Source organism: Halomarina ordinaria (assembly GCF_030553305.1).
GTDB lineage: Archaea > Halobacteriota > Halobacteria > Halobacteriales > Haloarculaceae > Halomarina > Halomarina ordinaria.
This window is the reverse complement of sequence record NZ_JARRAH010000001.1, coordinates 123714-150651: the sequence shown is the minus strand read 5'-3', so window position 1 is coordinate 150651 and position 26938 is coordinate 123714. Positions and strand designations below refer to the sequence as shown.

The window sequence follows — 26938 nt, the reverse complement described above, 5'->3', positions numbered from 1 at the left end:
CCCGGTAGCTCCCAGTTTCGAGTATGACTACGGCCGAGCAGTTGGGCCGCGTCGACCGGGCCGTCATCAACGCCTTCCAGGGTGGGTTCCCGGTCGTCGAGCGCCCCTTCGAGCCGGCGGCGGCCGCCCTCCGCGAGCGCGGCATCGACGTCTCGGCGGACGACCTCCTCTCGCGCGTGCAGCGCCTCGACGAGCAGGGCGTCCTGACGCGCTTCGGCGCCCTCGTCAACGCCGAGGCCATCGGTGGGACGGCGACGCTCGTGGCGATGCACGCCCCCGACGACGAGTTCGACGAGGTCGTCGAGGCGGTGAACGCCCACCGGGAGGTGGCGCACAACTACGAGCGCGAACACCCCCACCTCAACGTCTGGTTCGTCGTCTCGGTGGCCGACGCCGACCGCGTCGAGACCGTTCTCGCGGCCATCGAGGCCGAGACCGGCCAGCCGACGTACAACCTCCCGAAAATCGAGGAGTTCCGCGTCGAGGCGAAGTTCCTCCTCGACGGGCCCATCCCGGAGGGGGACGTCGACCTCTCGCACCTCGGCCCGGCGGTCGAACCGACCGACCGGACGACGCTCACGCCCGCCGAGCGCGACCTCGTCGTGGAGATTCAGGGCGGCCTCCCGCTCACCGCCACACCGTACGCAGACGTGGCCGACGCCATCGGGCAGGAGACGGGGTGGGTCGTCCGGACGCTGAAGCGCTTCGACAGGGAAGGGAAGGTCCGGCGCGTCGGCGTCATCCCGAATCACTACGCCCTCGGCTACACGGAGAACGGGATGACGGTGTGGGACGTCCCCGACGAGGTGGTGAGCGAGGTCGGCCCGGCGGTCGCCTCCCTCGACTTCGTCACGCACTGTTACCGGCGGCCGCGCCACGAGGGCGTCTGGCCGTACAACTTCTTCGCGATGACCCACGGCCGCTCCGAGCGCGAGAGCGCGGAGCGCGTCGAGCGGGTGCGCGAGGTGATGGCGGCGTACTGGGACGTCGACGCGGAACCCGCCTCGGCCCGCCGGGCGGAGTCCGGCGACGTCGGCGAGGGCGACTGGGACACCCTGTTCTCGACGCGCATCCTGAAGAAGACGGGCATCCGCATGGCCGAGCGCGCGAGCGCCAACACCCAGCCGTGATACCGCTCCTGCACGACTTCTCGGGGCGGCGCGTGCTCGTCTTCGGTGGGGGGCGCGTCGGCGCGCGCAGAGCGCGGACGTTCGCGCGCGAGGCCGACGTGGTCGTCGTCAGCCCCGCGTTCGAGGGCGGGCCGTACGGCGACGCCTCGCTGGTCCGGGCCGCGCCGCGCCCGGTGGACGCCGACGCGTGGGTCGAGCGGGTCGCGCCGGCGCTCGTCGTCGCGGCGACGGACGACCCGGACCTGAACGACGCCGTCGCGCGCGCGGCGCGCGAGCGGGGGTGTCTCGTCAACCGCGCCGACCGCTCCGGGGACCGCGAGGCGGGCGACGTGGCCGTCCCGGCGACGGTCCGCGACGACCCCGTCGTCGTTGCGGTGTCCTCCGGCGGGCGCAGTCCGGCGGTGAGCCGCGTCCTCCGACGGCGCATCGAACGCGAGGTCGAGGGGGCGGGCGAACTGGCGCGACTGACCGGCGACCTCCGCGAGCGGTTGCGCGAGGAACAGCCGCCGGAGCGCCGCCGGGCGGCCGTACGGGCGGTCGCGGAGTCCGACCGCGTTTGGAAGACTTTAGGTTCAGGAACGGGTAAGGCAGAACAGATAGTGGACGAAATCGTCTCCGCGCAACTGGGTGAGTCGCCGTGACGGTCGGGAGCGGCGTCATCGCCGGTGTCAGCGTCTCACACCGCACCGCCGACCTCGACGCCATCGAGAGCGCCGGCCGCGTCGACCGCGACGACGTCGTCCGGTCGCTGCTGACCACGCCGGGGGTCACCGAGGCGTTCGCGCTCCGGACGTGCAACCGCGTCGAGGCGTACGTCGTCGCCGACGCCCCCGAGACGGGGCGAGCCGCCCTCGACCGGCTGTTCGGCGAGCGCGCGGTCGACGCCACCACCACACTGGACGTGCCGGTCGACGCCCGCCGCGAGCTGAGCCACGAGGAGAGCCTGCGACACCTCATGCGCGTCGCCTGCGGCCTGGAGTCGCTCGTCGTCGGCGAGGACCAGATACTGGGCCAACTGCGTGACGCCTACCTCGACGCCCGGTCGCTCGGGAGCGTCGGGCCCGTCCTCGAGGACGCGCTGATGAAGGCGGTCCACGTCGGCGAGCGCGCCCGGACGGAGACGGCCATCAACGAGGGGGCCGTCTCGCTCGGGAGCGCCGCCGCGCGCGTCGCCGGCGAGGAACTCGACCTCTCTCGCGCCACCGCGCTCGTCGTCGGGGCGGGCGAGATGGGGTCGCTCGCCGCCCGCGCGTTCGCCAAGCGCGCCGACCGCCTGCTCGTCGCCAACCGGACGGTCGACCGCGCCGAGTACGTCGCCCGGACACTCGACGTCGAGGCGGGCGCCGTCGGCCTGAAGGCGCTCCCCGCGGCCGTCGCCGAGGCGGACGTGGTCGTGACGGCGACCGGGGCCGACCGCCACGTCCTCGACGGCGACGTCCTCCGCGGCGCGGGCGAGACGCTCGTCATCGACATCGCCCAGCCGCGCGACGTCGACCCGGCGGTCGACGCCCTCTCGACCGTCACCGTCTACGACCTCGACGCGCTCCAGTCGGTCACCGACGAGACGACCGAACAGCGCGAGGCGGCCGCCCGCGAGGTCGAGGCGATGATCGACCGCGAGTTCGACAACCTCCTCTCGCAGTACAAGCGAAAGCGCGCCGACGAGGTCATCGCCGCCATGTACGAGGGCGCCGAGGGGATGAAACACCGCGAGGTCAAGCGCGCGCGCTCGCGCCTGGAGGCGAGCGACGGCCCCGACCTCACCGAGGAGCAGTACGACATCCTCGACTCGCTCGCCGACGCGCTCGTCGGCCAACTGCTCGCCGCCCCCACCAAGAGCCTCCGGGACGCCGCCGAGAAGGACGACTGGAGCACCATCAACACCGCAATCCAGCTGTTCGACCCGCACAACGACCGCCCGGTCGGCGGCGAGGACGGTCGACCCGCCATCCCGGAGGGCGTCACCGTCGACGACATCCCGGAACCGGTCAGGGAGGGGATGCCGCCGGCGGTCCTCGAACAACTGAGCGACGACTGAACGCTCTGTGAGCGCCGACGGAACGGCGGCGCGTCGGCCCTCGAACGTCCGAGTTTCGAGGTAATTTTCCGCAATTGACATGAGCGAGCGACGCCTATCGCTCCCCGATTCTGTCGGTCGCCATCGAGCGCACCGGAGAGTCGGAGACCTCACATGGCTCGGTACGAACGGGTCGCCCTCGAGGCGCCCCAGGGACGCTGGACGGAGACGCGACTGCACACGGCCGGGAGCGCGGGCCTCGTCGGAGGCGTGCTCTACGGGTTCTCGACGCTCCTCCCGGAGACGCCGGTCAGGACGGTCGCGGCCGCACTCGGGGGTCTCTTCGGCCTCCTCGCCGTGGTCCTCCTCCTCTTGGGTATCGCCGGCTACCACCTTCGCTACGGCCACCGGTACGGCCGTCCCGGGACGGCGTTCGCCGCGCTGACGGGACTCGCGGTCGTCGGCATCGGCGTCGGTCTCGTCCTGAACACGACGACGACCATCCCCGACCCGCTCGCCCCCGAGGAGGCGACTCTCGGAGGGACCGTCTGGTTCCTCTCGATGCTGCTCGGCTACCTGTTCGCGACGGGCTACGGGGTCACGCTCCTGCGCGCCGGGACGCCCTCGCGCCTCGGGGGTGTGCTACTCGTGTCGAGTATCCCCCTCGCCGTCGTCGTCGCCCTCGCCCTCGACGCCGCCGGGTCGACCGTCGAACTGGTGTTCACCCTCCCGTTCGGCCTCGCGTGGGCCGTCCTCGGGTACGCCCTCTGGCGTGACGACGCGACGATAGCCGAACCCGTGGAGGTCTGAGTGCCCGTCGTCCCGACCGCGCTCGAACGGGTCGTCCTCCTTGGACTCAACCGCGGGCCGGGCGCGACGCTCGACCTCGTCGGCGCGGCCGGGGCGCGGGCGGTCGCGACGGCCATCGACCTCGGCGTCTTCGAGGCGCTGCGCGACGGTCCACTGTCGCTCCCGGAACTGGCTCGCGCGACGGGGACGGACGAGGCCGGCCTCTCCGTCCTGGTGGGGTTCCTCGACCGCCTCGGCTACGTGACTCGTCACCGCGACCTCGTCGAGAACACGCCGATGACGACGCGATGGCTGGTCGCTGGCGAGACGGACGTCGGGCCGTGGCTCACCTTCTGGAACGACCTCGTTTTCGCGTTCTGGGACGCACACCTCGAGACCGCGGTTCGGGAGGGAGCGCCCCCACAGACCATCTACGAGTGGTTCGACGAGGACCCGGAGCGCTGGCGGGCGGCACAGTCGGGATTCCTCGGTGCGGCCCGTGTGGTCGTCCCCGAGTTCGTCCGCCGAACCGACCTCGGTAGCGCCCACCACCTGCTCGACGTGGGCGGCGGTCACGGCCTCTTCGCGGCCGCGTTCTGTCGCGCCCACCCCGGCCTCCGGGCGACCGTCTTCGACCGGGTGCCGGCGCTCGACCTCGCGCGCGAGGTCGCCGCCGCCGTCGGCGTGAGCGACCGGGTCCAGTCGCGTGAGGGCGACTACTTCCGTGACGACCTGGGGTCCGGGTACGACGTGGCGCTCGTCTGTAACGTGCTGCACGCGCACACTGCCGACGAGAACCGCCGATTACTCGCCCGGGTCGCCGACGCCATCGCCCTCGACGGCGAGGTGGTCGTCCTGGATCAGTTCGGCGGGAGCGCCCCCACCTCGCTGGGCCAGACGGCGCTCGCCTTCGAGGACCTCAACTACCTCGTGACGCTCGGCGGGCACACCCACGACGCGGCGGACGTGAGCGAGTGGCTGACGGACGCGGGGTTCGGGCCGCCCGCGCGAACCGACCTGCGGACGGTCCCCGGCGTGAGCGTGCTCCGGGCGCGGCGCGCGGCGTGAGCTATCGCTCCCCGTCGAGGACGGCCCCCGGTCCCTCCCACTCACGGGTCAGCAGGCCGTAGCTCTCGTCGTCGACGCGCTCGCCGTCGAAGACGTGCGCCTCGCGGACGGTCCCCTCGTGAGTGAACCCGAGGCGCTCACAGAGCGTTCTGGACCCCTCGTTCGGGGCCATCACGGTCGCGGAGATGCGGTGCAGCGAGAGCTCCCGGAAGCCGTAGTCGAGGAGGTGCGCGCAGGCGTCGAGGGCGTACCCCCGTCCCCACGCGTCGGGGTGGAACCAGAGGCCGAGGTTGGCCCACCCGCGCGACTCGTCGACGGGCGCCAACTGCACGGACCCGACCGGTTCGTCCGCGAACTCGCCCTCCCGCGGGACGGGCAGCAGGGTGACGCCGTCCTCGTTGGTGTCGTGGGGCCAGCGCTCCTCGCGGTAGCGTTCCTCGGTGTGGGGACGCCGGAAGTGGGTGATGTACCGGCGCACCTTCGGGTGGTTCACCCCCTCTGTGAGGAACGGGCGGTCGGCTTCCTCGGGTACTCTGAGGTCGATGCGGTCGCACTCGACGAACGTGGGTCCTGGCATGTGGTGGTCGCTACGCGGTCGGCTGGCGGTACGGCGAACGTGTCGGCTGACGTCGCGCGAGTCGGCTCAGAACCGGGAGAAGCGGGTCATCGGTCAGCTCTGTCGCTACTGTTCGCTTCCACGATTTAAGGGTTGGGGCTTCTCACGGTGGGAGGGCAGTGCGTACGACGGGCACCCCTCGCGCGGCGGAGCCACGGACCGTCGTCATCGGGGGATTCGGGTCGGCGTCACATTTAATAAACGGCTTGTGGACCGATGAAGCTAGCAATGGCGGACGACGGCGGGAACGAACCGGTCATCGTCAGGTTCACCCTCCAGCAGCCGACGCTCCTGTGGACCCTGCGCCGGTGTCCGACCGCGGAGGTCCTCTGGGAACAGTCCGACGTGACCCCGAACGGCGAGCAACTGCTCCTGTGCTGGGTCGAGACGGACGACTACGACGCCTTCGAGGCGACGCTGTACGACGACCCGACGGTGACCGCCCCGCGTCGTCTCATCGAGTTCAGCGACCGCCGACTCTACCAGGTCGAGCAGGTCGGCGAGGGGCGCGCGCGGAGCATCTACCCGACCATCGCGGCGGTCGGCGGCATCATCCACCGGTGCGTCGGAACGGGGGACGGGTGGAGCTATCAGGTCACGTTCCCGGACCACGACGCGCTGGAACACTTCCACGCGTTCTGTACCGAACACGACCTCGGGTTCAGACTCGTCCGGAAGTTCGAGCAGGTCGGCGAGCGCGAGGACCGGGAGCCACTGGGGTTGACGGAGAAACAGTACCGGATGTTGACCTACGCCGTCGAGGAGGGCTACTACGAGATACCGCGACGGACGGACCTCGCGACGCTCGCCGAACGGATGGACATCTCCCACCAGGCGGTCTCCGAACGCCTGCGCCGCGCCATCAACGCGCTGGTCCACGCCACCGTCGACGTCGAGGGGTAGACGTCGAGGAACGGTACCGAGTCCCGTGACGGCGCAGGGACGAACCGTACGACGACTCAGTTGAGCGGTACGGAAGCTGGCATTATTTATAAACACCCCGCCGCCATGTCCCGTATGCAGACCCACATCGTCCCGGTCGGGTTCGATTACGACCGGCTCATCGCGCCGCTCGTCCGGGACCGACTCGACGTGGACCGCGTGATTCTGCTGGAGGGGGCGGTGGGGAGCGAGGCGAACGTCGAGTACTCGCGTGAACTCGCCTCGAAACTGGAGAGCGACTTCTCGAACCTGCTGGGCGCCGAGACCGAGCGCCTGCGCATCGAGGACGTCTACGACTACGACACGGCCTTCGAGCAGGCGTACGACCGCATCAGCGCCGAACTCGACCGCGAGGGCCGCGAGGAGGGCGAGGTGTGGGTGAACATCGCCTCAATGCCCCGAACGGTGTCGTTCGCGTTCGCCACCGCCGCCCACTCCATCGGCGTCGAGCGCCAGGCCGACCGCGACCGGGTCCACACGTACTACACCGCCCCGGAGAAGTACCTGGAGACGGAACTCGCGGAGGAACTGCGCGCGAGCGTCGACCTGCTCGCCGACCTGGAGACGGACGACGAGCGGGTCGCGGAGCGTGTCGAGGGCGCCCGTGACCTGCTCTCGGAGTTCGACGAGCGCGGCACCACCATCGGCGCCAAGCGCATCGGCGAGCGCCACATCGTCGAACTGCCCGTCGCCTCCTTCTCCTCCGTCAAGCCCTTCGAGGAACTCGTGTTGTTCACACTGGGCGAACACGGCGAGTTCGAGTCGGTGAGCGAACTCGCGGGGACGCTGGCGCGCGAACTCGGCGAGGAGTACACCGACAGTTTCCGCTCGAAGGTCATCTACAACGTCGACCGACTCGGCCCCGGTGGGAAGGGCTACATCGAACAGGAGGAGGACGGGAAGTCCTACCGGACGCGCCTCTCGCGCATCGGGAGCCTCTGGGTGCGCGCGCACGCGAACGACGAACCGGACGCGTTGCTGTAGAACCGGACGTGCTCCTCTAATCACTCCCGTCCCAGTCGGCCGCCGAGGCGCAGTTGGAGTTTCTCGACGCGCGTCGAGAGCGCGAGGAACAGGGGGAGGACGGTGAATAGGACGGCACCGAGCGCGGCTATCTGGAGGGCGGTGACCCCCGCCCACGGTGCCGCGTCGGCCACGGGAATGAGGGTGTGGTGGGGGTCGCCGACGACCGGGTAAAAGTAGTCCACGACGAGGTCGACGGTGTACCAGAGGGTGGCGACGGCGACGGCCCACACGGGGAAGTCAGCGTAGCGGTGGACGACGAACGCCTGGAGTACCATCGCGAGGTGGCTCCAGAACAGGAACTGGAACATCGGGTCCCAGGCGACGTACCCCCACTCGGGGAAGAACGCGACCAGCGCGTAGGGCGTCCAGAGGCCGAGTTTGATGCAGCCGAAGAACGCGAGCGCGTTCAGCGCCTCGTTGGGGCGGCCGAGTTTCCACGCGCCGATGGAGCAGGCGATGAACAGCGTCGCCAGCGGGCTGTCGGGGACGAACGGCCACATCACGGCGGGCGTGAGCGAGAACTGCGGCCCGTAGTACCAGAAGCCGAAGGCGGTCCCGACGAGGTTGATGGCGACGACGAGCCAGGCGAGTCGGAGGCCGAGGTCCTCGACCCACGCCGGGAGGGGGGCGACGTAGCGGGGGAGCGCTTCTCGCTCGGGGAGCGACATGCACGGGTCTGTGGACGACGGGAGAAAAACGCTGCCGGTCGGCGCGAGCGACCGAAGGGCACGCGTTAAGTGCGTTCCGTCCTCACCGTCACCCATGAGCGACGCGACGAACCTTGAGGAACTGAAGCGCGGCACGGACCTCGTAAAGCGCGGGTTCGCGAAGATGCAGAAGGGGGGTGTCATCATGGACGTGGTGACGCGCGAGCAGGCGCGCATCGCCGAGGACGCGGGGGCGGTGGCCGTCATGTCTCTCGAAGCCGTGCCCGCCGACATCCGCAAGCGCGGCGGCGTCGCGCGCATGGCCGACCCCGGCGCCCTCCGCCAGATAATCGACGAGGTGTCCATCCCCGTCATGGGCAAGTGCCGCATCGGCCACACCACCGAGGCGCAGATACTCGAAGCGACGGGCGCCGACATGCTCGACGAGTCGGAGGTGCTCACGACCGCCGACGACGAGTACCACATCGACAAGCGCGAGTTCACCGCCCCGTTCGTCTGCGGCGCGCGCAACCTCCCCGAGGCGCTCCGGCGTATCGACGAGGGCGCGGCCATGATCCGCACGAAGGGCGAGGCCGGCACGGGCGACGTCAACCAGGCCGTCAAGCACCAGCGCGCCATCCAGCGCGCCATCCGCACGCTCTCGGGCATGAACTACGAGGAGCGCCAGGAGTGGGCCCGGACCCACGAGGCGCCCGCCGACCTCGTCCACGAGACGAGCGAGATGGGCCGCCTGCCCGTCGTCAACTTCGCCGCCGGCGGCATCGCCACGCCCGCCGACGCCGCCCTCATGATGCGGCTGGGCTGTGACGGCATCTTCGTCGGGTCCGGCATCTTCGGCGCCGAGGACCCCGCCTCGATGGGCGAGGCCATCGTCGAGGCCGTCAACAACTGGGACGACCCCGAGACGCTCGCGGACATCGCCACCGGCATCGGCCGGGGGATGAAGGGTCAGCCCAACGAGACGATGCCCGAGGAGGAGAAACTCCAGGGCCGCGGCGTCTGAACCCGGCCGAGTTATCTCTACCGCGCCCCGTTTCTACCCATGTACGAGCGAGTCCTCGTCGCCACGGACGGCAGCGAGAGCGCCCGGCGAGCCGTCGCGCACGCCGTGTCGCTCGCCGCCCAGGTCGGCGCCGACCTCCACGCCGTCGCCGTCGTCGAGACGCGCACCGCCTACGACAACGCCATCGTCGACCCCGAGGTCGTCCGCGAGAACCTCCGGTCGGAAGCGGAGGACGCCCTCGCCGAGGTACGCGCGGCCGCCGAGGAGCGCGGCGTCCCCGTCACGGTGCAGGTGACGGAGGGCGTCCCCCACGAGCGCATCCTCGCCGCCATCGACGACCGGGGCGCGGACCTCGTCGTGCTGGGCGCGACGGGCCGCTCCGCGTTCAAGACGGCCCTGCTCGGGAGCGCGACGACGGCGGTCCTCCGGGAGGCGTCGGTCCCGGTCGTCGTCGTCGATGGGGAGACGGAAGCGGACTGACCCCGGTGTCGCAGGTCGGTCGCGACGTGCGCACCGAGGGCGAGCGAACGAGAGTGGAGTTCGAGGGGACGGTGCGATTTGCGCGCCGGAGTTCCCGTCCTACGCGTCGAACGGCCGGGGCGCGCGCTCGGCCTCTCTGACGTCGGCGGGTTTCTCTAGCGCGGTGTAGCGCTCCTCCAGCGTCTCGACGGCGGCGAACACGGGCGTCGACTCGACCAGTCGTCGGCCGTCCTCGGTCGGGCGGTAGAAGACGTAGGGCAGGCCCTCGTGGCGCTCGCCGGGGGCGAGTTCGCCGCGCTCGACGAGACCGACCTCCTCCAGTCGCGAGAGCTGCCGGTAGAGCGTCGCGGGGTTCAGCTCGGAGGTCCAGCGCAGTTCGGCCTTCGAGGGGGCGCCCCGCGGGTGGCCGACGATGGCTTCGAGCAGACGGAAACGTCGCTCCTCCATCGCGGCTTCGAGCTGGGCACGGCGTCGGTCGGTCTCGGCGCTCAACGAGGAGAACGACTCGCGAGAGGTCCCTCTCGGGGGGGAGTCGGCGGAAGACATGGAGCCACCTACGGCGAGGGGGTAGTTAGGCCCTCGTACTTCGAGGCGCTTCGGGAGTGCCCACCACGGCCGAGGGTCGCACGCACGGCTGCCGGCCGGGACGAACCGGGGTCCGACGACCTACTGGTCGGCCGACTGCGCTTCCCCCTCGTCCTCGTTCCCCTCGATGAGGTCGGCCAGCGGGTTGTCCTCGATGTCCAGCGGGAGGTCGACACGCCCCCGGCGGCGCGAGGACTCCCAGGCGGCGAAGGCGAGTTCCGTCCCGGCGAGGGCGTTGGCGCCCGATATCTCCGGTTCGCGACCCTCGCGCAGCGCCTCGACGACCTCCTCGATGGCGCGCTCGTAGAAACTGGGCTTGGCGAAGCGACGCGAGGAGAACCCGGGCAGCCGCTCGGAGACCATCATCACGCCGGCGCGGACCGTGCCGTAGTTCGGCGAGTGGATGTCGTCGGCCGTCGAGACGGTCTTCCAGTTCTTCCCGTCGACGCGGTAGCGCAGGGCGGGACCGTCCTCGACGCCGAGTTCGATGACGCCGTCCGTCCCGACCAGTCGGAGGTAGCAGCCGACGAAGCCCATGCCGTCACCGGTGGCGGCGAGGCCGTAGACGCCGTTCTCGTAGCGCCACTGGGCGAAGCCGTGGTTCTCGTTGTGCGCGCCGAACCAGACGTTCTCCTCGCGGAAGTCGATGCCCGCGAGCAGCCACTCGGCCTCGGCGTCGTCGGTGTAGTACCGACAGAGGTCGAACTCGTGGACGCCGGCGTCGAAGAGGTTGTCCTCGGCCCACTCGATGCGCTCCAGGTCGCCGACGGTGCCGTCGTCGAGGAGTTCTTTCGCCTTGCGGAACGGCTCGCCGAAGCGCCGCTGGTTGTCGATAGTGAGCTGGACGTCGTTGGCGTCGCAGGCGTCGACCATGCGCTTGCAGTCGCCCCAGGTCGTCGCCATGGGCTTCTCGCAGTGGATGGCCTGTGGGACGCCGCTCTCGGCGCAGCCGACGACGATGTCGGCGTGGATGGCGGGCGGGACGCAGACGCTCACGATGTCGGGGTCGGCGACGCGGAGCATCTCCTCGTAGTCCTCGAAGACGTTGCCGGCGTCGATGTCGAAGCGTTCGGCGAAGGCCTCCGCGTTCTCGCGGACGATGTCGGCACAGGCGACGACCTCGCAGTCGTCGAGTCGCTGGTAGCCCGGCGCGTGGCGGTAGGCCATCGCGTAGCCGGTTCGCCCCTTCTTCTCCGGGTTCGCCCCGGTTCCGATTATCGCAACACGATATCCCATTCGTTCCAGAGCAGCCTCCCCGCCGCTATCACTATGACGTGACTACCGGCGGTAGGTTCGGACTAGCCCCTCACTCGGTGCCCGCGCGGCGATAGACGAGGGCGGTCTTGCGCGCGATGGAGTCCCAGTCGAACTGGCGCACCTTCTCGTAGTTGTACGCTCCCATCCCCGCCAGGTCGGCGGCGGCGGCCGTCCGGAGCGCGTCGCGCAGGGCGTTCGGGGCCGACGGGTCGTAGGCGAACCCACCCTCGTCGTCGACGAGTTCGGCGACGCACCCGCGTCGCGGGGCGACGACCGGCCGACCGAACGACATCGCCAGCAGCGCGGTGCCGGAGGTGAGCACCTCCTCGAAGGGGAAGACGGTGACGTCGGCCGCGTTCATGTACACCTGGATGTCCTCGTCGGGGACGAACTCGAGGACCGGCCGGACGCGCTCGTCGCGCGCCGCGAGGCCGAGTATCTCCTCGCGGATGGTGTCGTTCCAGGGGCTGCCGACGACGAGCAACCGGGCGTCCGCGTCCTCGACGGCGGCGAACGTCTCGATGAGTTCGACCACGTTCTTGTACGGGCGGATGAGCCCGAAGTAGAGGAACACCCGCTCGTCGTCGAAGCCGAGTCGCTCGCGGGCCGTCTCGCGGTCGACCTCGTTCTCGTAGCTGTCGATGTAGTGGCCGTGGGGGACGACGTCGATACGGTCGACGACGCGCTGGGGGAGATGGTACTCCGTGGCGATGAGGTCGCGCGCGCTCTCGCAGTGGACGACGAGTCGGTCACAGAGGCGTGCCGCCAGGTTCCGTACCGCGGCCTCCAGCCGCGGCGAGCGACGCTCGTGGTCCGCGAGGTTGTGGACCGTCCAGACCGTCCGGACGCCGAGCGACTTGAGCACGAGCAGTTCGACGAGGAGCCGCAGCCCCAGTACCGCCGTCAGCGGCGCCCGCTCGGTGACGAAGTAGCGGTGGAGCCAGTGGATGTGAAAGACGTCCGGGCGCCCGTTCTCGCGGACCGCCTCGAGCAGCGGGAACGGTCGGTCACACTGGCTGAGTCTGACGTCGTAGCCGCACTCCGACAGTCCGTCGCGGAGCTGTCGCTGGTAGGAGTTGCTCCCGCTGTAATCCGGGTACATCAGCACCAACTGCTGCTCCGGAGTCTTCTCCCCCGACACTCTCGTGTGTGGCTGGATTAGCCCGGATAATAAGTTTTTATCGCTGGCGACGTCGGCGCTCCCCGGTAGCGTGTCTCGGTTTTCGACCGCGAGGGCGGGTTCGCGGCGGGCGCCACGACTCAGTAGACGTACTCGGTGTCGACGGTCGCCGCCAGATCGACCAGTCGCGTCGCCGCCGCGCTGTACGCGAGGACGCGCTGGAGGTCGCCGTCGAGTTCCAGTCGCCCGTCCATCAGCCCCTCGATGGCGCCGAGGTCGCCGCGCGTCATGGCGACCCAGTCGGCGTAGCGCCCACGCAGGACGAACCCGTGGTCGACCGCGTCGGGGGAGTCCACCTCGCGACAGCCGTACGCCTCGCCGTCCTCGAGGCCGACGAAGAAGTACCGGTCGGTCGGCAGGCGGTCGTCGGCCCGGAGGTGGAACACCATATCGCCGTCGAACCCGACGCCCCACCCCTCGCTCAGTTCACCGTAGCGGTCGTCCTCGTTGACGGCCGCCTGCCACGCCCGAATCCACGCCTCGCTTGGGAACTCGTGAGCCATGTGTCTCGTCCGTCGCCCGCGCGACGTCCCACTCAACGAACAGGTACCGGATAAACGTTGACCCGCCGAGGGGGCGGGACCGCCACCGCCGTCAGCGATACACCGTTGACCCCTCGCCCACCCGCGAGAGGTAGGCGACGGCCTCGGTGCCGGTCGCCTCGAAGGCGTCGACCATCGCGGTGGCGACGTCGCGACGCCCGCCGGGGCGACAGACCGCGAGGACGGCGGGGCCGGCCCCGCTGATGGTGACGCCGTGAGCGCCCGCCTCGCGGGCCGCCTCGCACACCGCGTCGTAGCCGTCGATGAGGGCCGCGCGGGCGGGCGTCACGACCGGGTCGTCCATCCCTCGCCCGACCAGTCGGGCGTCGTTGCGCGCCATCCCGGCGACGAGCGTCGCGGCGTTCCCCACCGTCGCCACGAGGTCGGTCATCGAGACGCGCTCGGGGACGACCCCCCGTGCGTCGCGCGTCGAGACGACGATGTCGGGGAGACAGGCCACCAGCGGGAGGTCCGCGTCGACGGACGTGACGCCGTCGTCGGTGACGACGGTGAACCCCCCGAGGATGGCGGGCGCGACGTTGTCGGCGTGGGCGTCGCCGGAGACGACGGCCTCGCCCTCGGCGGCGACCGGGACGAGTTCCTCGCGGGTGTGGCCCCGGTCGTACAGTTCGTTGAGGGCGACGGCGGCGGCGGCCGCGCTCGCGGCCGACGACCCCAGCCCCGAGGCGGGGCGGACGCCCTTGTCGATGCGGATGTGGGCGGGGGCGTCGAGCGCCTCGGCGACGGCGCCGACGGTGTTGCGCTCGGGGTCCTCGGGGATGTAGCGCGCCCCGACGCCGGTCACCTCGATGGTCGTCCGCTCGGCCTTCTCGACGCGGACGATGTCCGCCGGGCGGTCGAGCGCCACGCCGAAGACGTCGAAGCCACTGCCGAGGTTGGCGCTCGTCGCGGGGGCCCGGACGGTCAGCATGCCAGTCGGTTTCGATACGGAACGGAAAAACCTAGCGGAGTGGACGACGACGCGGGGTTCTAAGCCGGCGCACCCCGTCACCTCGGCCATGCCACAGCGACGCACCGTCGACGACGACTCCGTCGTCTACGCCTTCTCGCCCGACCTCGAACCGGCCGTCACCGTCGCGCCCGGCGACGCCCTCACCGTCGAGACGCGCGACAGCCTCGAAGGCGAGGTACAGCGCGACGAGGACCGCATCGAGAGCGTCCCCGAGGAGGTGAACGCCGCGACCGGTCCCATCGGCGTCGAGGGTGCGGCGAGGGGTGACGCCCTCTCGGTCGCCATCGAGGAGGTCCGCCTGGCGGAGGACCGCGCCCGGGCCGTCACCATCCCCGGCTTCGGCCTCCTGCAGGACGACCCCGACGTCGAGGCCCCCTTCACGCGCGTCACCCCCATCGAGGACGGCGAACTGCGCGTCGGCGATACTACGATTCCCCTCGACCCCTGCATCGGGACCATCGGGGTCGCTACCGCCGAGGAGGAGTACTCGACGCTCGTCCCCCACGACCACGGCGGGAACCTCGACACGACCGTTATCCGTGCGGGCGCGACGGTCTACTTCCCCGTCTTCCAGCCCGGCGGGCTGCTCGCGATGGGCGACTGCAAGGCCGCGATGGCCGACGGGGAACACTGCGGCACCGGCGCGGAGGTGGCGACCGAGATAGACCTCACCCTCGACGTGGTGGCCGACGCACCGCTCGCGCGTCCGCTGGTCGAGACGACCGAGGCCTGGACGTTCCTCGCCAGCGCCGAGGACCTCGAGACCGCCTGCGAACTCGCCGTCCGCGACGCGTGCGAGGCACTCGCTCGCGAACACAACACGTCGTTCACGGACGCCTACGTGCTCTCGAGTCTCGTCGCCGACCTCGAAATCAGTCAGGTGGTCGACCCGCTGAAGACCGTTCGCTGCGCCGTCCCGAAGGCGGCTCTCGAGAACCCGCTGGCCTGAGCGACGGAGGGGCACGTACCGGCGGGTCGAGAACCCCGGCCATGACCGGTATCGTCGGCGGCCTCGGCGAGTGCATCGAGTGGCGTGTCGGCGAGTGCATCGAGTGGCGTGTCGGCGAGAACGCCCACTACGTCGACGGGGCCGTCCACCCGCTCGACGCCCCGTGGGAACTCCTCGCCTACCCGCACCTGAGCCACCGGACGAGCTCGGCCTAGGCCTGCTCACCCTCGGCGTCGGGGTCCGTGGGGGGTGCCCCCGGTTCGACGCCTACGGCGACCATGGCGAGTCGGGCGCAGTACCCCGAACGGTCGCTCGACGGGGCGGTGCGGGCCGGCGACGAGTGTGCGGACCGCGTCCTCGAAGGGTAGTCAGTCGGCGTTCGCCTCGTCCTCGTCGGCGTCGGCGTCGGCGTCGCGGACGCCGGGGGCGTCGCCGAGGCTCACGTCCTCGGGTTCCTCGCCACCGCCGACGTTCAGCGCGCCCGTCTCGTCCTCGACGTACACGTCGTCGGAGAAGCCCTCGACGGCGTTCTCGTAGGTCGCCTCGTCGAGTTTCTCGTGGGTGGCGGGCGCCTCGGGGACGCCGCCGGCGGGGTGGAACTCGCCGAGCGGGTCGTCGATGGTCACCCCGTGGCGCTTGAAGAACGCGTCGTACCGCCGGTAGTGCTCCTCGAACTCCTCGGCCGGAATCTCCATCATCTCCGTCCAGCCGTGGTTGAAGAAGTCGAAGTTGGCCTGGAGGTGGGTTATCTCGCGGGCCTCGGCCTCCGAGTAGCCCGCGGAGAGCGCGGCCACGTAGGCGTCCATCGTGGCGTCGAAGAACCCGTCGAGGTGGTCACGGCGCTCCTCGCGGCGCGCCTCGTCGGCCTTCCCGAGGAAGATGCGGGTGTGGAGTTTCACCAGCCCGTAGTTGGCGACGGTGCTGACCCCCGGCGTCGTCAGCGCCTTCTTCGCGGCCCAGTGGCGCGGGTTCTGACGTATCTTCATCGCGTTTCCGTAGGGACGCACCGGGCATGAATGTTGGGCGAGGCGGCCGTGGTGGCCGAGTGTGACGGTTTCGGGCGCGAGAATCCGGCAGATAGCAACCCACATTAAGGGGGCAGACTAACCGGGGCGCATGAGTACGTCGCATGTCATTATCGGTGACGGAATCGCGGGGAGTTCCGCCGCGGAGACCATCCGCGAGTCGGACCCCGAGGCCGACGTAACCGTCATCACCGACGAGGGGGAGGCACTCTACAATCGTATCCTCATCAAAGAGTTCGCGAAGGGCAAGATGCCCGCCGGCCCCATCTCCATCCACGACGAGTCGTGGTATACCGAACGGGACATCGACCTGCAACTCAACACCCACGTCACCGAGGTCGACACCGACGCCCACGAGATTCACACTCACCGCGGCGACGTCGTCGACTACGACACGCTGCTCATCGCCACGGGCGGGACGCCGACGCAACTGCCCGTCCCCGGCAGCGACGCCGACGGCGTCCACCACTTCTGGACGTTCGAGGACGCCCGCGCCATCAAGGACCACGCCGAGCGCGCCGAGACGGGCGCGGTCATCGGCGCGGGCCTGCTCGGTATCGACCTCGCGGCCATCTGCGGCGCGCAGGACGTGCACGCGAACTACCTCATGCGCGGCAACGCCTGGTGGCGCTACGCGCTGAGCGAGGAGGGCGCCGAAATCATCCACGAGGCGCTCCGCGAGAACGACGTCACGCCCGTCTTCGGCAGCGGCGTCGACCACTTCGAGGTCGACGACGGCCGCGTCACCGGCGTCGTCGACCCCAACGGCGAGCACTTCGACGCCGACTTCGTCGGTGTCGCCATCGGTCTGAACTACAACACCGAGTACCTGCAGGACAGCGGCATCGAGCGCACCGACAACGGCTCCATCGTCGTCGACGAACAGATGCGGACGAACGTCGACGACGTCTACGCGGCGGGCGACCTGACGTACTTCTACGACGTACTCATCGAGGAGATGGCGCAGAACGGCGCGTGGGGCAGCGCCAAGGAGCAGGGCTCCATCGCGGGCGCGAACATGGTCCACGACCAAGGTGGCGACGCCGAGGAGGCCACCTTCGAGTGGGTCTCCTCGTACTCCATCACCCACTTCGACTTCCCCTTCCTCTCGTTCGGCCACCCGACCATCGGCGACGACAGCGTCGAGCGCAAGTACTCCGACACCGAGTGGCGCCGCGTCGCCATCAAGGACGGCAAGGTCGTCGGCGGCGTCCTCATCGGCGACCTCGCGCCGCAGTCGAAGCTGAAGAAACTCGCACGCGACCGCGTCGACGTGAGCGAGAGCAAAGAGCTCCTGCTGGAGGAGACCATCGACCTCGAGAAGTTCGAGGCGCCGGAAGCCTCGAGCTGAGGGCGCGAGTCGGGACCCGACCGGTCGGCCGGTCGGCGAGGCGACGGTTCACGACCGACGACCGAAGTGATTTTGCGGCCGGCGGGTAACGTCGAGACATGAACGGCGGTGGCTCTTCGGACATGACGTTGGCCTTCGAACTGGACGCGCTGAAGCGATTCGCCGACCCCGAGGCGGTGTTCACCGACGCGCGGACGTGGACGAAGTACCTCGGCGTCGTCAGCGAGAAACCGACCTACGTGGTGACGAACTTCACCCGGAAGAACCGCATCCGTCAGGACTTCTTCTCCGGCCCGCGAGGGAAGAGAGAGAGCCTGGAGAACGTGAAACGCCAGTTCGACACCGACCGGCACGTCTTCGTCGGCACCGACGAGGCCGACGAGGCGCTGGCCGAGGAGGTCGACTGGGAGTTCCTCCCGCTGGAGGCGGCCGCCGAGGCCGCCGGGTGGACGCTCGGCGACCCCGACCCGCCGACGACGGCGAGCGGCGAGGAGCGCGACGACTGGCCGTAACGGTCGAAACACCTGAATATTTATCCGTCGGCGCGAGCGACTCTCGCGTATGGTCCTCGATATCGGTGCGGCCCTCTCGGCGGGCGTGAGTCGCGCCACGAACCGGAACGGACTCCTCCTCCTCGGACTGTTCGCGCTACTGAGCGTCGTCAGTGGACTGGCGACGTCGGCCGTGGTCGCCGAGTTGCTCCCCCAGTTCGTCGAACAGTTCGAACGGACGCTCGTCGAGACCGCCCAGCAGCAGGGCGACCCCGAACTCGCCGAGCAGTACGAGGGCATCTCCGCCGAGACGGAGGACGCCGAACCGCTGGTGCCGATACCGTACGGCGTCGCGGTGGCACTCGGGCTCCTCGCGCTCCTCCTCACCGAGGCGGTCCGCATCGTCGCCGACCGGACGTTCGTCAGCGACGAAACGGAGGGGCTGTACGAACCCACCCGCAACCTCCCGCTCGCGCTCGTCAACAGCATCGTCGCCGCCATCGTCGTCGGCGTCGTCGTCGGCGTCGGCTTCCTCGTCGGCCTCGTCGGACTCTTCGTGGGCGGTCCCATCCTCGCGTCGTTCCTCGCGATGAGTTTCTTCTTCGTTCGCCAGGAGATCGCCGTCGAGGACGAGAACTTCGTCGACGCGCTGCTCGGGAGCTGGTCGCTGGCGAAGGGCGACCGACTCCAGCTGTTCGTCCTGGCGCTCGTGCTGTTCATCGTCGGCGTGCTGTTCAACCAAGTTCTCGGACTCGTCACGGGCGTCATCCCCGGCGTCGCCGGTCTCGTCGTGAACTCGGTGGTCACCGCCGCCGTCGCCGTCTTCGCGAGCGCCGTCGCGGCCGACGCCTACCGCCAACTCGTCGCGGCCAAACGCACCCCGGCGTCCGCCGAACGGCTGGACGACGCCGACGAGTGGAACGACCCGGCCTGGTGAGACGAGCGCAACGCCTTACTCGGCGGCAGACGTATCACCTGCCATGGCAGACCGGACGAACGTCGACGTCGAAGTCGACGTCGAAGTGGACGAGCAGGAACTGGAGATAGAGGTCGGCGAGACCCGGAGCGCGGAGGCTGAGCTGGAGGTCGACGGCCTCACCATCGAGGTGGAGGTGTCGATTGCGGTCGAGGAAGATGATGGGGAGGAAGACGAAGAAGACGAAGAAGGGGACGACGAACAAGAAGACGACGAGGACTGAGCCGTCCGGCAAACGCGATACTTAACAGCGAGACGCCGTAACGGTCGGCCATGTCTGAACCCCGCGTGCCGGGTGGCCGAGGTGGCGAGCTGTCGCTCCCCTGCGGTCGCTCCGTCAGCGTCCACGACCTCGACATGGGGATGCGGGAGTTCGCGTGTCCCTGCGGCGGGACCCACGCCGTCGTGATGGACATGCACCCGCTCAGCCGCTGGGTCCCCGAGGACCTCGTCGCCGTGTTGCGCGAGACGGTGGGCACCACGACCGGCGAGTCGTTCGACACCGTCCACGTCATGGGGATGGTTCTGGAGGAGTTCCCCGAGGCCGTCGCCAGCGAGGACACGAGCGAGGACGGCCACGTCGGCTTCGCGCTCGTCTGGGTGACGGACTTCGACTCGCGGCGCCTCCACGAGGTGGTCGTCGAGTTGCTGGTCGAACTGATGGAACACGCCGTGAGCCACGCGAGCGACGAGAGCGCGATGACCGAGTTCGAACGGCAGATGCTCGAGTTCGACGTGGGGGCGTTCGTCGAGCAGTACCGTGCCCAGCGCGACTTCGACGACGAGTTCGACCGCCCGGCGTGAACCTCTCTCCTCGGCTTCTGTACGCTCGACGCCTTCTCCGACCGTTCGTGCGGTATCCGTCGTACCTCGTCCGATGGAGTGGACGGACGGCGAGTTCGGCACGCTGCCCTCGCGCGTTCCGAAATTCGTAATCCGATTTCGTTATTCGTAGCTATTCGCCGGACTTATTACGATGTGACGATTCCAGCAGGGTAATGAGCGACGAGGAGACCTCGCGCGATGCCGAGTCGGCATCCGACGAACGGACGATCCTGCTCATCGGCAGCGGGCCGATTCAGATAGGCCAGGCGGCCGAATTCGACTACTCCGGCGCGCAGGCGTGTCGAGCCCTCGAGGAGGAGGGCGCCCGAGTCGTCCTCGTCAACTCCAACCCCGCGACCATCATGACGGACCCGGAGATGGCCGACAAGGTGTACATCGAACCCATCACCCCCGAGGCCATCGCGGAGATCATCCGGAAGGAGCGCCCCGACGGCGTCATCGCGGGGCTGGGCGGACAGACGGGGCTGAACGTCACCGCCGAACTCGCGGAACAGGGCATTCTGGAGGAGTACGACGTCGAGATAATGGGGACGCCGCTCGACACCATCTACGCGACGGAGGACCGCGACCTCTTTCGCAAGCGCATGGAGGACATCGGCCAGCCGGTCCCCCGCTCGACGACCATCACGCTCGACGAGGGCGAGTCGGTGACGAACCTCGACGAGGACGCGCTGCGCGACCGGGTCGACGACGCGGTCGAGGCGGTCGGCGGCCTGCCGGTCATCTCGCGGACCACCTACACGCTCGGCGGGAGCGGGTCGGGCGTCGTCGAGGACATCGAGGAACTGTACGAGCGCGTCCGGAAGGGCCTGCGCCTCTCGCGCAACAGCGAGGTGCTCATCACGGAGTCCATCGCGGGGTGGGTCGAACTGGAGTACGAGGTGATGCGCGACGCCGACGACTCCTGCATCATCATCTGCAACATGGAGAACCTCGACCCGATGGGTATCCACACGGGCGAGTCGATGGTCGTGACCCCCTCGCAGGTCATCCCCGACGACGGCCACCAGGAGATGCGCACCGCGGCGCTCGACGTCATCCGCGAACTGGGCATCCAGGGCGGCTGTAACATCCAGTTCGCCTGGCGCGACGACGGGACGCCCGGCGGCGAGTACCGGGTGGTGGAGGTGAACCCCCGCGTGTCGCGCTCCTCCGCGCTCGCCTCGAAGGCGACGGGCTACCCCATCGCCCGCGTGACGGCGAAGGTCGCCCTCGGCAAGCGCCTCCACGAGATAGAGAACGAGATCACCGGCGAGACGACGGCCGCCTTCGAACCGGCCATCGACTACGTCGTGACGAAGGTGCCGCGCTGGCCGAAGGACAAGTTCGGCGACGTGGACTTCGAACTCGGGACGGCCATGAAGTCCACCGGGGAGGCGATGGCCATCGGTCGCACGTTCGAGGAGTCGCTGCTGAAGGCGCTCCGGTCGACCGAGTACGACCCGAGCGTCGACTGGGCCGAGGTGGACGACGAGACGCTGGAGGCCGACTACCTGACGACGCCGACGCCGGACCGCCCCTACGCGATGTTCGAGGCGTTCGAGCGCGGCTACACCGTCGAGGACGTCGTCGACCTGACCGGCATCTACACGTGGTACGTCGAGCGGTTCAAGCGCGTCACCGACTCCGTCGCCGCCGCCGAGGCGGGCGACTTCACCGCCGCCGCGACGGCGGGCCACACGAACGCCGAGATCGCCACCGCGACGGGCAGCGACGTGGGGGCTGTCGAGACGCAGGTGCCCGGCCGTACCTACAAACAGGTCGACACCTGCGCCGGCGAGTTCGCGGCCCAGACGCCGTACTACTACTCCTCGCGCCAGCCGGAGTTCTTCAGCGGTCCCTACGAGGGTGACGCCGCGGCGGGCGAACTGCGCGTCGACCGCGACGTCGAGAGCGTCGTCGTGGTCGGCGGCGGCCCCATCCGCATCGGTCAGGGCGTCGAGTTCGACTACTGCGCCGTCCACGCGGTGCGCGCGCTCCGCGAGATGGGCATCGACGCCCACGTCGTGAACAACAACCCCGAGACCGTCTCGACGGACTACGACACCTCCGACGGCCTCTTCTTCGAACCCATCACGGCCGAGGAGGTGGCCGACGTGGTCGAGGCGACCGGTGCCGACGGCGTGATGGTCCAGTTCGGGGGACAGACGAGCGTCAACATCGGCGAACCGCTGGAGGACGAACTGGAGCGCCGCGGCCTCGACTGCTCGGTGCTGGGAACGAGCGTCGACGCGATGGACCTCGCGGAGGACCGCGACCGGTTCAACCGCCTGATGGGCGAGATGGGCGTGCGCCAGCCCCGCGGCGGGACCGCCACCAGCGAGTCGGAGGCGCTCACGCTCGCCCACGACATCGGCTACCCCGTGCTCGTGCGCCCCTCCTACGTCCTCGGCGGGCGCGCGATGGACGTCGTCTACGACGACGAGGAACTCACGACGTACATCGAGGAGGCGGTCCGGGTCAGTCCCGAGAAGCCCATCCTCGTCGACGAGTTCCTCGACGGGGCGGTCGAACTCGACGTCGACGCCGTCAGCGACGGCGAGGACGTCCTCATCGGCGGCATCATGGAGCACGTCGAGAGTGCGGGCGTCCACTCCGGTGACTCCGCCTGCACCATCCCGCCGCGCTCGCTCGGGCGCGAGGTGAACCGCGAGGTGCGCGAGGTGACCGAGAAGATCGCCCGCGCGCTCGACACCGTCGGCCTGCTGAACGTCCAGCTGGCCGTCAAGGACGAGGAGGTGTACGTCCTGGAGGCGAACCCGCGGGCCTCCCGGACGGTCCCGTTCGTCTCGAAGGCGACGGGCGTCCCCATCGGCAAACTCGCGGCGAAGGTGATGGCCGGCGCGTCGCTCGCCGACCTCGACGCGACCGAGCGGGTGCCCGAGCACATGAGCGTCAAGGAGGTCGTCCTGCCGTTCGACCGCCTCCCCGGTTCGGACCCGCGCCTCGGCCCCGAGATGAAGTCCACCGGCGAGGTGATGGGCACCGCGCGGTCGTTCGGCAAGGCCTACGGAAAGGCCCAGGACGCGACCGGCAAACCGGTCCCAACGGAGGGGACGGCACTCGTCGACCTCCCCGTCAACGGGTTCGAGGAGTTCTTCGACATCGCGGAGGCGGACGACGTCGAGACCCGCCGCGACCTGCTCCGCGAGGGGGCTATCGACCTCGTCGTCTCGCGCGAGCGGCCCACCCTGGAGGTCTGTGTCGAGGAGGACGTCACCTACTTCTCGACGGAGGCGAGCGCCGAGGCGGCGCTCGACGCGATTCGCGCTCGTGACGACCCGCTCGACGTGCTCGCCGTCTCCGAGCGCCCGACGCGCCGCGAGCAGTGGGGCGAACCGAAGTCGGAGTAGGGACGCCGCGCCCTTCGACGCGAAAGGACACGACCGACCGAGTGACCGAACCGTCGTCCATGACGCTCGGTTCGTCGCCCCGACGGCGGTGCGCTCGGCGGTCGCTCGTCCGGCGGCTGACAGGTCGTCGGCGAACGGACGCCTATCGTCACTCCGAGACGGGTTCAACTCCACCGTGTAGAGACAACACCCGTCCCGTCCTCGGGACTCGCGTCGTCCAGTTGCAGGGAAACAGAACACGCGACGAGCCGCGCAGCGGGCGTTTTCGCGAGGAACAGGACGACCCGACCGTCCCAGCGTGGCGACGAACCGCGCCGCTCGGACGATGCTGCGAGAGACTCCCACGCGAAGTGGCACGGAAATGGCAAGAACTGTTATCTATCAGCCGACGAAAAGTATACCATGGATTCCGATAGGTCGCGCCGACGGCCGGCGCGTACCTCACGCCCGTCGCGCGGGTCGTCGCGGGGCGGCGGCAGCGGTTCCGAGGACACGACGATACTGGAGAACATCGGCGGCATCGCCGTCGTCGCGGGGGGTGTCATCGTCCTCCTGCTCGGCCTCGCAGCCATCGGGCTGTGGGTCGTCCCGTCGCTGTTCGGCGGCGCCGGACCCGCCGACAACGCGACCAACGACACCAACGACTCCGACTTCGGGCTGACCGACGGGAACGAAACCGCGTCGAACGACACCGCCGACGGTGCGAGCGACGACCAGGCCGGGAGCGACGCGGCCGACGACGGCGGTGACGGAGCGGACGAGTCGGGTAACGGTGACGACGGGGCGGGGAGCGGCGACAGCGGCGACAGCGGTGGCAACGACGGTGATGCAGGTGACGACGGCGGAGATACCGACGACGGTGCCGGTGACGATGGAGACGACGGCGACGACACCGACGGGTCGGACGACGACGCCGACTCTGACGACGGAGGTGCCGACGATGGGGACACCGACGACGGTGACGACGCCGGAGACGACAACGACACCGACGACGACGGCACTGACGACGGGAACGAAACCGACGACGGCGATGACGGGTCGGACGGTGACGGGAACGAAACCGACGGCGGTGACGACACGGACGAGGGGTCGACGAACGAGACGCAGGGATCAACGGGCGGTGACGGAAACGAGACTGACGACGGGTCGAACGAGACGCAGGGATCAACAGGCGGTGACGGTTCCGACGGGTCAACGGACAACAACGGTTCCGACGACGGGGGCACCGACGAGTCGAACGAGACGCAGGGATCAACGGGCAGTAACGGGTCCGTCGACCAGAACGGAACCGAGGACGGTGCCGGCGGAGAGTCGGACGACACGGAGGAATCGACCGATACCGGGGAGAACACGTCGGGTTCGGGGGGCGGGAGTGACGCGGGAACCACGAACGAGACCGAGAACGGAAGCGACGGCGGGGAGAACGAGACCGACGGCGGTGTCGTGGCGGAACTCGTCAACGAGACCGCGGACCTGCTCAACGGGACCGACGACGAGAACGGGACCGACGACGACAACGCGACGGCCTGACCCGGGTCAGTCGTCGCCGGCCGGGTCGGCGCGGGGACCGGGACTGCGCGAGGTGAGGTCCACGTCGCGCCACGTCCCGCGCCGGAACCAGAGATAGGCGAGGAGGCCGCCGGCGACGTTCGAGACGGCGAACGCGACCCACAGGCCGAACTCGCCGAGCCACCCGGTCGCCACCCACGCGAGGGGGAGGCGGATGCCGGCGAGCATCGCTATGGAGACGCCGGCAGCGATGAGCGTCTTGCCGGCGCCACGGAACCCGCCGCTGTACGAGCGCATGACACCGATGAAGCCGAAGGTGGGGGCGACCACGCGCAGGAACTCGGCGCTCGCGTCCACGACGGCCGGGTCGTCGGTGAACACCGCCGAGATGGGGCCGGCACCGAGGAAGATGAGGACGCCGAGCGCCGTGAGCGTCACGAGCATCACCTTCGCTCCGTAGTCGTTCGCGCGCGCGGCGCGGTCGGGTTCCTTCGCCCCGATGTTCTGTCCGGTCATCGTCTCGACGCCCTGCGAGAACGCGATGGCCGGGAGGAAGATGACCGAGAACACGCGGGTCCCGATGCCGTAGGCGGCGACGACGGTGGTGGGGAACGCCGCGATGATGAACAGCAGGAGGTTCACCGACAGCGCGCGGCCGGTCCCCTCGATGGAAGCGGGCAGGCCGATGTCGACGAGGCGGCGGGCGTACCGGCGTTCGGGGACCAGGTCGCGGACGCGAATCCGCACCCCCCGGGTCCCCTGAAAGAGGATGGCGAGGCCGACGAGGAACGCGAGCGACCGCGAGAACACCGTCGCGATGGAGGCCCCGGCGATACCCGACCCGGCGTAGCCGGTGAGGGCGAACAGCGTCGACTCCAGGCCTCTGAGACCGAGGTAGCCGAACAGGGGGTTGTTCTCGAACCCGAAGATGAGAATCGGGTCGAGCGCGATGTTGAGGACGACCGACCCGAACATGACGAGCATCGGCGTCACGGTGTCGCCGTAGCCGCGCATCAGCGAGATGAAGACGGCGAAGCCGAACACCGAGAGCAGGCCGTAACAGTACACCTGCATGTAGCGCGTGGCGAGGGGGACGACCTCGGGAGCGGCGCCGAGGACGCGCAGGAAGTCCTCGACGAGGAAGAAGCCGATACCGCCGAGAACGAGCGAGACGACGACGGTGAACCCGATGGTCTGGGAGGCGGCGTACTCGGCCTTCCGGTCCTCGCCGGCGCCGGTGTGCTGGGCGACGAGGACGCTCCCGGCCACCGAGAGGCCGAGCGCGAGCGCGATGAGCAGGAACACCATCGGGAACGCGAACGTGATGGCCGCCAGGGCGTTCGTGCTGTACTGTCCGAGCCAGAAGGTGTCCGCGAGGTTGTACGCCGTCTGGAGCAGGTTGGTGATGACGATCGGGACCGAGAGGTAGAGCAACGGTCTCGCGATGCTCCCCGAGGTGAGGTCGAGTTCCTCGCGCCCGTCGAAGATCGCTCGGAGGTGGTCGCGGATGCTCACTCCACGACGACCCCCGCACCGTCCGCGAGCAGCGACGATTCGACGTACCCGAGCAGCGACCGCCGGGTGTTCTCGAAGGGGTACTCGACGGCGACGTAGCGACTCCGGGCGCCGTTGATGACCGTGACGAAGAAGTCGGCGGTGGCGTCGGGGTCGACGTCGGAGCGGAAGACGCCGCGCTCGACCCCGGCCTCCACGACCGCCTCGAACCGGTCGTGGATGCGCCGGTCGAAGCGCGTGAGGTGTTCCCGGAACGTCTCGTCGTAGGGACCCTGCGCCTTGATCTCGAGGATGGCGGTCTGGAACTCCTGGTGGGTGTCCTCGTCGCGCGGCGTCAGCATGAACTCGACCAGCGCGACCAGCTCCTCGGCGGGGTCGTCCCCCGTCGGTTCCTCGATGGCCTCGTCGAACGACTCGTAGAGGTACTCGAGGAACGAACAGAGGAGGTCGTGTTTGCTGTCGTAGTAGTAGTGGAGCGTCGCCTTGCTCTTGGTCGATTCGTCCGCGATGTCCTGCATCCGCAGGGACGCGTAACCGTGCTTGCAGAGCGCGCAGTAGGTCGCGCTCATTATCTCGTCTATCGTTTCGTCGGTCATAGGTGAAAGGAGCCAGCCGAGCTGACTGGCCAGTCAGTTACTAGTACTGAC

General features: G+C 69.4%; 28 protein-coding genes. 18 read left to right on the top strand and 10 right to left on the bottom strand.

All coding sequences use genetic code 11. The annotated features are described in order from the left end of the window. Positions 1–23 precede the first annotated feature (23 nt). From ahbB to P1Y20_RS00765, 5 genes are all read left to right on the top strand, one after another. A complete protein-coding gene (ahbB, locus tag P1Y20_RS00785) occupies positions 24–1130 on the top strand; it encodes a siroheme decarboxylase subunit beta (protein WP_304446747.1) in 1107 nt (368 codons plus the stop codon). Continuing rightward, positions 1127–1771, top strand: a complete 645-nt coding sequence (locus P1Y20_RS00780; RefSeq protein WP_304446746.1) for a precorrin-2 dehydrogenase/sirohydrochlorin ferrochelatase family protein — start codon at positions 1127–1129, stop codon at positions 1769–1771. Before ahbB ends, P1Y20_RS00780 begins: the two co-directional genes overlap by 4 nt. Beyond that, positions 1768–3168, top strand: a complete 1401-nt coding sequence (gene hemA / locus P1Y20_RS00775) for a glutamyl-tRNA reductase (protein ID WP_304446745.1) — start codon at positions 1768–1770, stop codon at positions 3166–3168. The genes P1Y20_RS00780 and hemA overlap by 4 nt, the downstream gene beginning before the upstream one ends. Before the next feature lie 153 nt (positions 3169–3321). Continuing rightward, positions 3322–3957: a hypothetical protein gene (locus P1Y20_RS00770; RefSeq protein WP_304446744.1), complete on the top strand. Its 636-nt coding sequence runs from the start codon at positions 3322–3324 to the stop codon at positions 3955–3957. After that, positions 3958–5004: a methyltransferase gene (locus P1Y20_RS00765; RefSeq protein ID WP_304446743.1), complete on the top strand. Its 1047-nt coding sequence runs from the start codon at positions 3958–3960 to the stop codon at positions 5002–5004. It abuts the gene before it with no gap. Between the two features lies 1 nt (position 5005). Here P1Y20_RS00765 and P1Y20_RS00760 read toward each other — a convergent pair whose 3' ends face one another. Next, on the bottom strand, positions 5006–5581 hold the full coding sequence (locus P1Y20_RS00760; RefSeq protein ID WP_304446742.1) for a GNAT family N-acetyltransferase: 576 nt from the start codon (positions 5579–5581) through the stop codon (positions 5006–5008). 267 nt (positions 5582–5848) lie between these two features. Between P1Y20_RS00760 and P1Y20_RS00755 the strand changes: the two genes are divergently transcribed. Both P1Y20_RS00755 and P1Y20_RS00750 read left to right on the top strand, forming a co-directional pair. After that, positions 5849–6523: a helix-turn-helix domain-containing protein gene (locus P1Y20_RS00755; protein ID WP_304446741.1), complete on the top strand. Its 675-nt coding sequence runs from the start codon at positions 5849–5851 to the stop codon at positions 6521–6523. A gap of 114 nt (positions 6524–6637) precedes the next feature. Beyond that, positions 6638–7546, top strand: a complete 909-nt coding sequence (locus P1Y20_RS00750) for an HFX_2341 family transcriptional regulator (protein WP_304446740.1) — start codon at positions 6638–6640, stop codon at positions 7544–7546. 20 nt (positions 7547–7566) lie between these two features. Here P1Y20_RS00750 and P1Y20_RS00745 read toward each other — a convergent pair whose 3' ends face one another. Further along, a complete protein-coding gene (locus P1Y20_RS00745; RefSeq protein WP_304446739.1) occupies positions 7567–8256 on the bottom strand; it encodes a DUF1405 domain-containing protein in 690 nt (229 codons plus the stop codon). Between the two features lie 94 nt (positions 8257–8350). On the opposite strand from P1Y20_RS00745, the gene pdxS reads away from it, so the two are divergent. Continuing rightward, positions 8351–9259 carry a pyridoxal 5'-phosphate synthase lyase subunit PdxS gene (gene pdxS, locus P1Y20_RS00740; RefSeq protein ID WP_304446738.1) on the top strand — a complete coding sequence of 303 codons (909 nt, stop codon included), beginning with the start codon at positions 8351–8353 and terminating at the stop codon, positions 9257–9259. A 39-nt stretch (positions 9260–9298) separates the two neighbouring features. Then, positions 9299–9739: a universal stress protein gene (locus P1Y20_RS00735; protein ID WP_304446737.1), complete on the top strand. Its 441-nt coding sequence runs from the start codon at positions 9299–9301 to the stop codon at positions 9737–9739. Positions 9740–9838: 99 nt separating this feature from the next. On the opposite strand, the gene P1Y20_RS00730 is transcribed toward P1Y20_RS00735, so the two are convergent. The 5 genes from P1Y20_RS00730 to P1Y20_RS00710 form a co-directional block, all read right to left on the bottom strand. Next, positions 9839–10285, bottom strand: coding sequence for a helix-turn-helix transcriptional regulator (locus tag P1Y20_RS00730; protein WP_304446736.1), 447 nt, complete (start codon positions 10283–10285; stop codon positions 9839–9841). 120 nt (positions 10286–10405) lie between these two features. After that, the gene (locus tag P1Y20_RS00725; protein WP_304446735.1) at positions 10406–11560 is read right to left on the bottom strand and encodes a Gfo/Idh/MocA family protein; all 1155 of its coding nucleotides are present in this window, start codon (positions 11558–11560) and stop codon (positions 10406–10408) included. A 70-nt stretch (positions 11561–11630) separates the two neighbouring features. Beyond that, the gene (locus tag P1Y20_RS00720; RefSeq protein WP_304446734.1) at positions 11631–12683 is read right to left on the bottom strand and encodes a glycosyltransferase family 4 protein; all 1053 of its coding nucleotides are present in this window, start codon (positions 12681–12683) and stop codon (positions 11631–11633) included. A 158-nt stretch (positions 12684–12841) separates the two neighbouring features. Further along, a complete protein-coding gene (locus P1Y20_RS00715; RefSeq protein ID WP_304446733.1) occupies positions 12842–13264 on the bottom strand; it encodes an SCP2 sterol-binding domain-containing protein in 423 nt (140 codons plus the stop codon). A gap of 91 nt (positions 13265–13355) precedes the next feature. Next, positions 13356–14234: a homoserine kinase gene (locus P1Y20_RS00710; RefSeq protein WP_304446732.1), complete on the bottom strand. Its 879-nt coding sequence runs from the start codon at positions 14232–14234 to the stop codon at positions 13356–13358. An 88-nt stretch (positions 14235–14322) separates the two neighbouring features. On the opposite strand from P1Y20_RS00710, the gene P1Y20_RS00705 reads away from it, so the two are divergent. Together P1Y20_RS00705 and P1Y20_RS00700 are read left to right on the top strand one after the other, a co-directional pair. Then, positions 14323–15225, top strand: coding sequence for an acetamidase/formamidase family protein (locus P1Y20_RS00705; protein ID WP_304446731.1), 903 nt, complete (start codon positions 14323–14325; stop codon positions 15223–15225). A 41-nt stretch (positions 15226–15266) separates the two neighbouring features. Then, a complete protein-coding gene (locus P1Y20_RS00700; RefSeq protein WP_304446730.1) occupies positions 15267–15440 on the top strand; it encodes a hypothetical protein in 174 nt (57 codons plus the stop codon). A 153-nt stretch (positions 15441–15593) separates the two neighbouring features. Here the strand turns inward: P1Y20_RS00700 and P1Y20_RS00695 are convergent, their stop codons facing one another. Then, on the bottom strand, positions 15594–16211 hold the full coding sequence (locus tag P1Y20_RS00695) for a DUF6149 family protein (RefSeq protein ID WP_304446729.1): 618 nt from the start codon (positions 16209–16211) through the stop codon (positions 15594–15596). Positions 16212–16341: 130 nt separating this feature from the next. Here P1Y20_RS00695 and P1Y20_RS00690 point away from each other — a divergent pair, with 130 nt between their 5' ends. The 7 genes from P1Y20_RS00690 (at position 16342) to P1Y20_RS00660 (ending at position 24797) form a co-directional block, all read left to right on the top strand. Next, positions 16342–17601, top strand: coding sequence for an NAD(P)/FAD-dependent oxidoreductase (locus P1Y20_RS00690; protein WP_304446728.1), 1260 nt, complete (start codon positions 16342–16344; stop codon positions 17599–17601). Between the two features lie 98 nt (positions 17602–17699). Continuing rightward, the gene (locus P1Y20_RS00685) at positions 17700–18113 is read left to right on the top strand and encodes a DUF7124 domain-containing protein (RefSeq protein ID WP_304446727.1); all 414 of its coding nucleotides are present in this window, start codon (positions 17700–17702) and stop codon (positions 18111–18113) included. A 49-nt stretch (positions 18114–18162) separates the two neighbouring features. Then, complete coding sequence (locus tag P1Y20_RS00680) at positions 18163–19029, top strand: DUF7847 domain-containing protein (protein ID WP_304446726.1); 867 nt, start codon at positions 18163–18165, stop codon at positions 19027–19029. Between the two features lie 43 nt (positions 19030–19072). Beyond that, on the top strand, positions 19073–19291 hold the full coding sequence (locus P1Y20_RS00675) for a hypothetical protein (RefSeq protein WP_304446725.1): 219 nt from the start codon (positions 19073–19075) through the stop codon (positions 19289–19291). A 50-nt stretch (positions 19292–19341) separates the two neighbouring features. Continuing rightward, positions 19342–19872, top strand: a complete 531-nt coding sequence (locus P1Y20_RS00670; RefSeq protein ID WP_304446724.1) for a DUF5815 family protein — start codon at positions 19342–19344, stop codon at positions 19870–19872. Positions 19873–20066: 194 nt separating this feature from the next. Further along, on the top strand, positions 20067–23267 hold the full coding sequence (gene carB, locus P1Y20_RS00665) for a carbamoyl-phosphate synthase large subunit (protein WP_304446723.1): 3201 nt from the start codon (positions 20067–20069) through the stop codon (positions 23265–23267). A gap of 402 nt (positions 23268–23669) precedes the next feature. Beyond that, positions 23670–24797 (top strand): hypothetical protein, encoded by a 1128-nt coding sequence (locus tag P1Y20_RS00660; protein ID WP_304446722.1) that lies wholly within the window; start codon positions 23670–23672, stop codon positions 24795–24797. Between the two features lie 6 nt (positions 24798–24803). Here P1Y20_RS00660 and P1Y20_RS00655 read toward each other — a convergent pair whose 3' ends face one another. Together P1Y20_RS00655 and P1Y20_RS00650 are read right to left on the bottom strand one after the other, a co-directional pair. Further along, entirely contained in the window at positions 24804–26291 is a 1488-nt protein-coding gene (locus P1Y20_RS00655) for an MATE family efflux transporter (RefSeq protein WP_304446721.1), read from the bottom strand. Beyond that, the gene (locus P1Y20_RS00650) at positions 26288–26887 is read right to left on the bottom strand and encodes a TetR/AcrR family transcriptional regulator (protein WP_304446720.1); all 600 of its coding nucleotides are present in this window, start codon (positions 26885–26887) and stop codon (positions 26288–26290) included. The genes P1Y20_RS00655 and P1Y20_RS00650 overlap by 4 nt, the downstream gene beginning before the upstream one ends. Between the last annotated feature and the right edge of the window lie 51 nt (positions 26888–26938).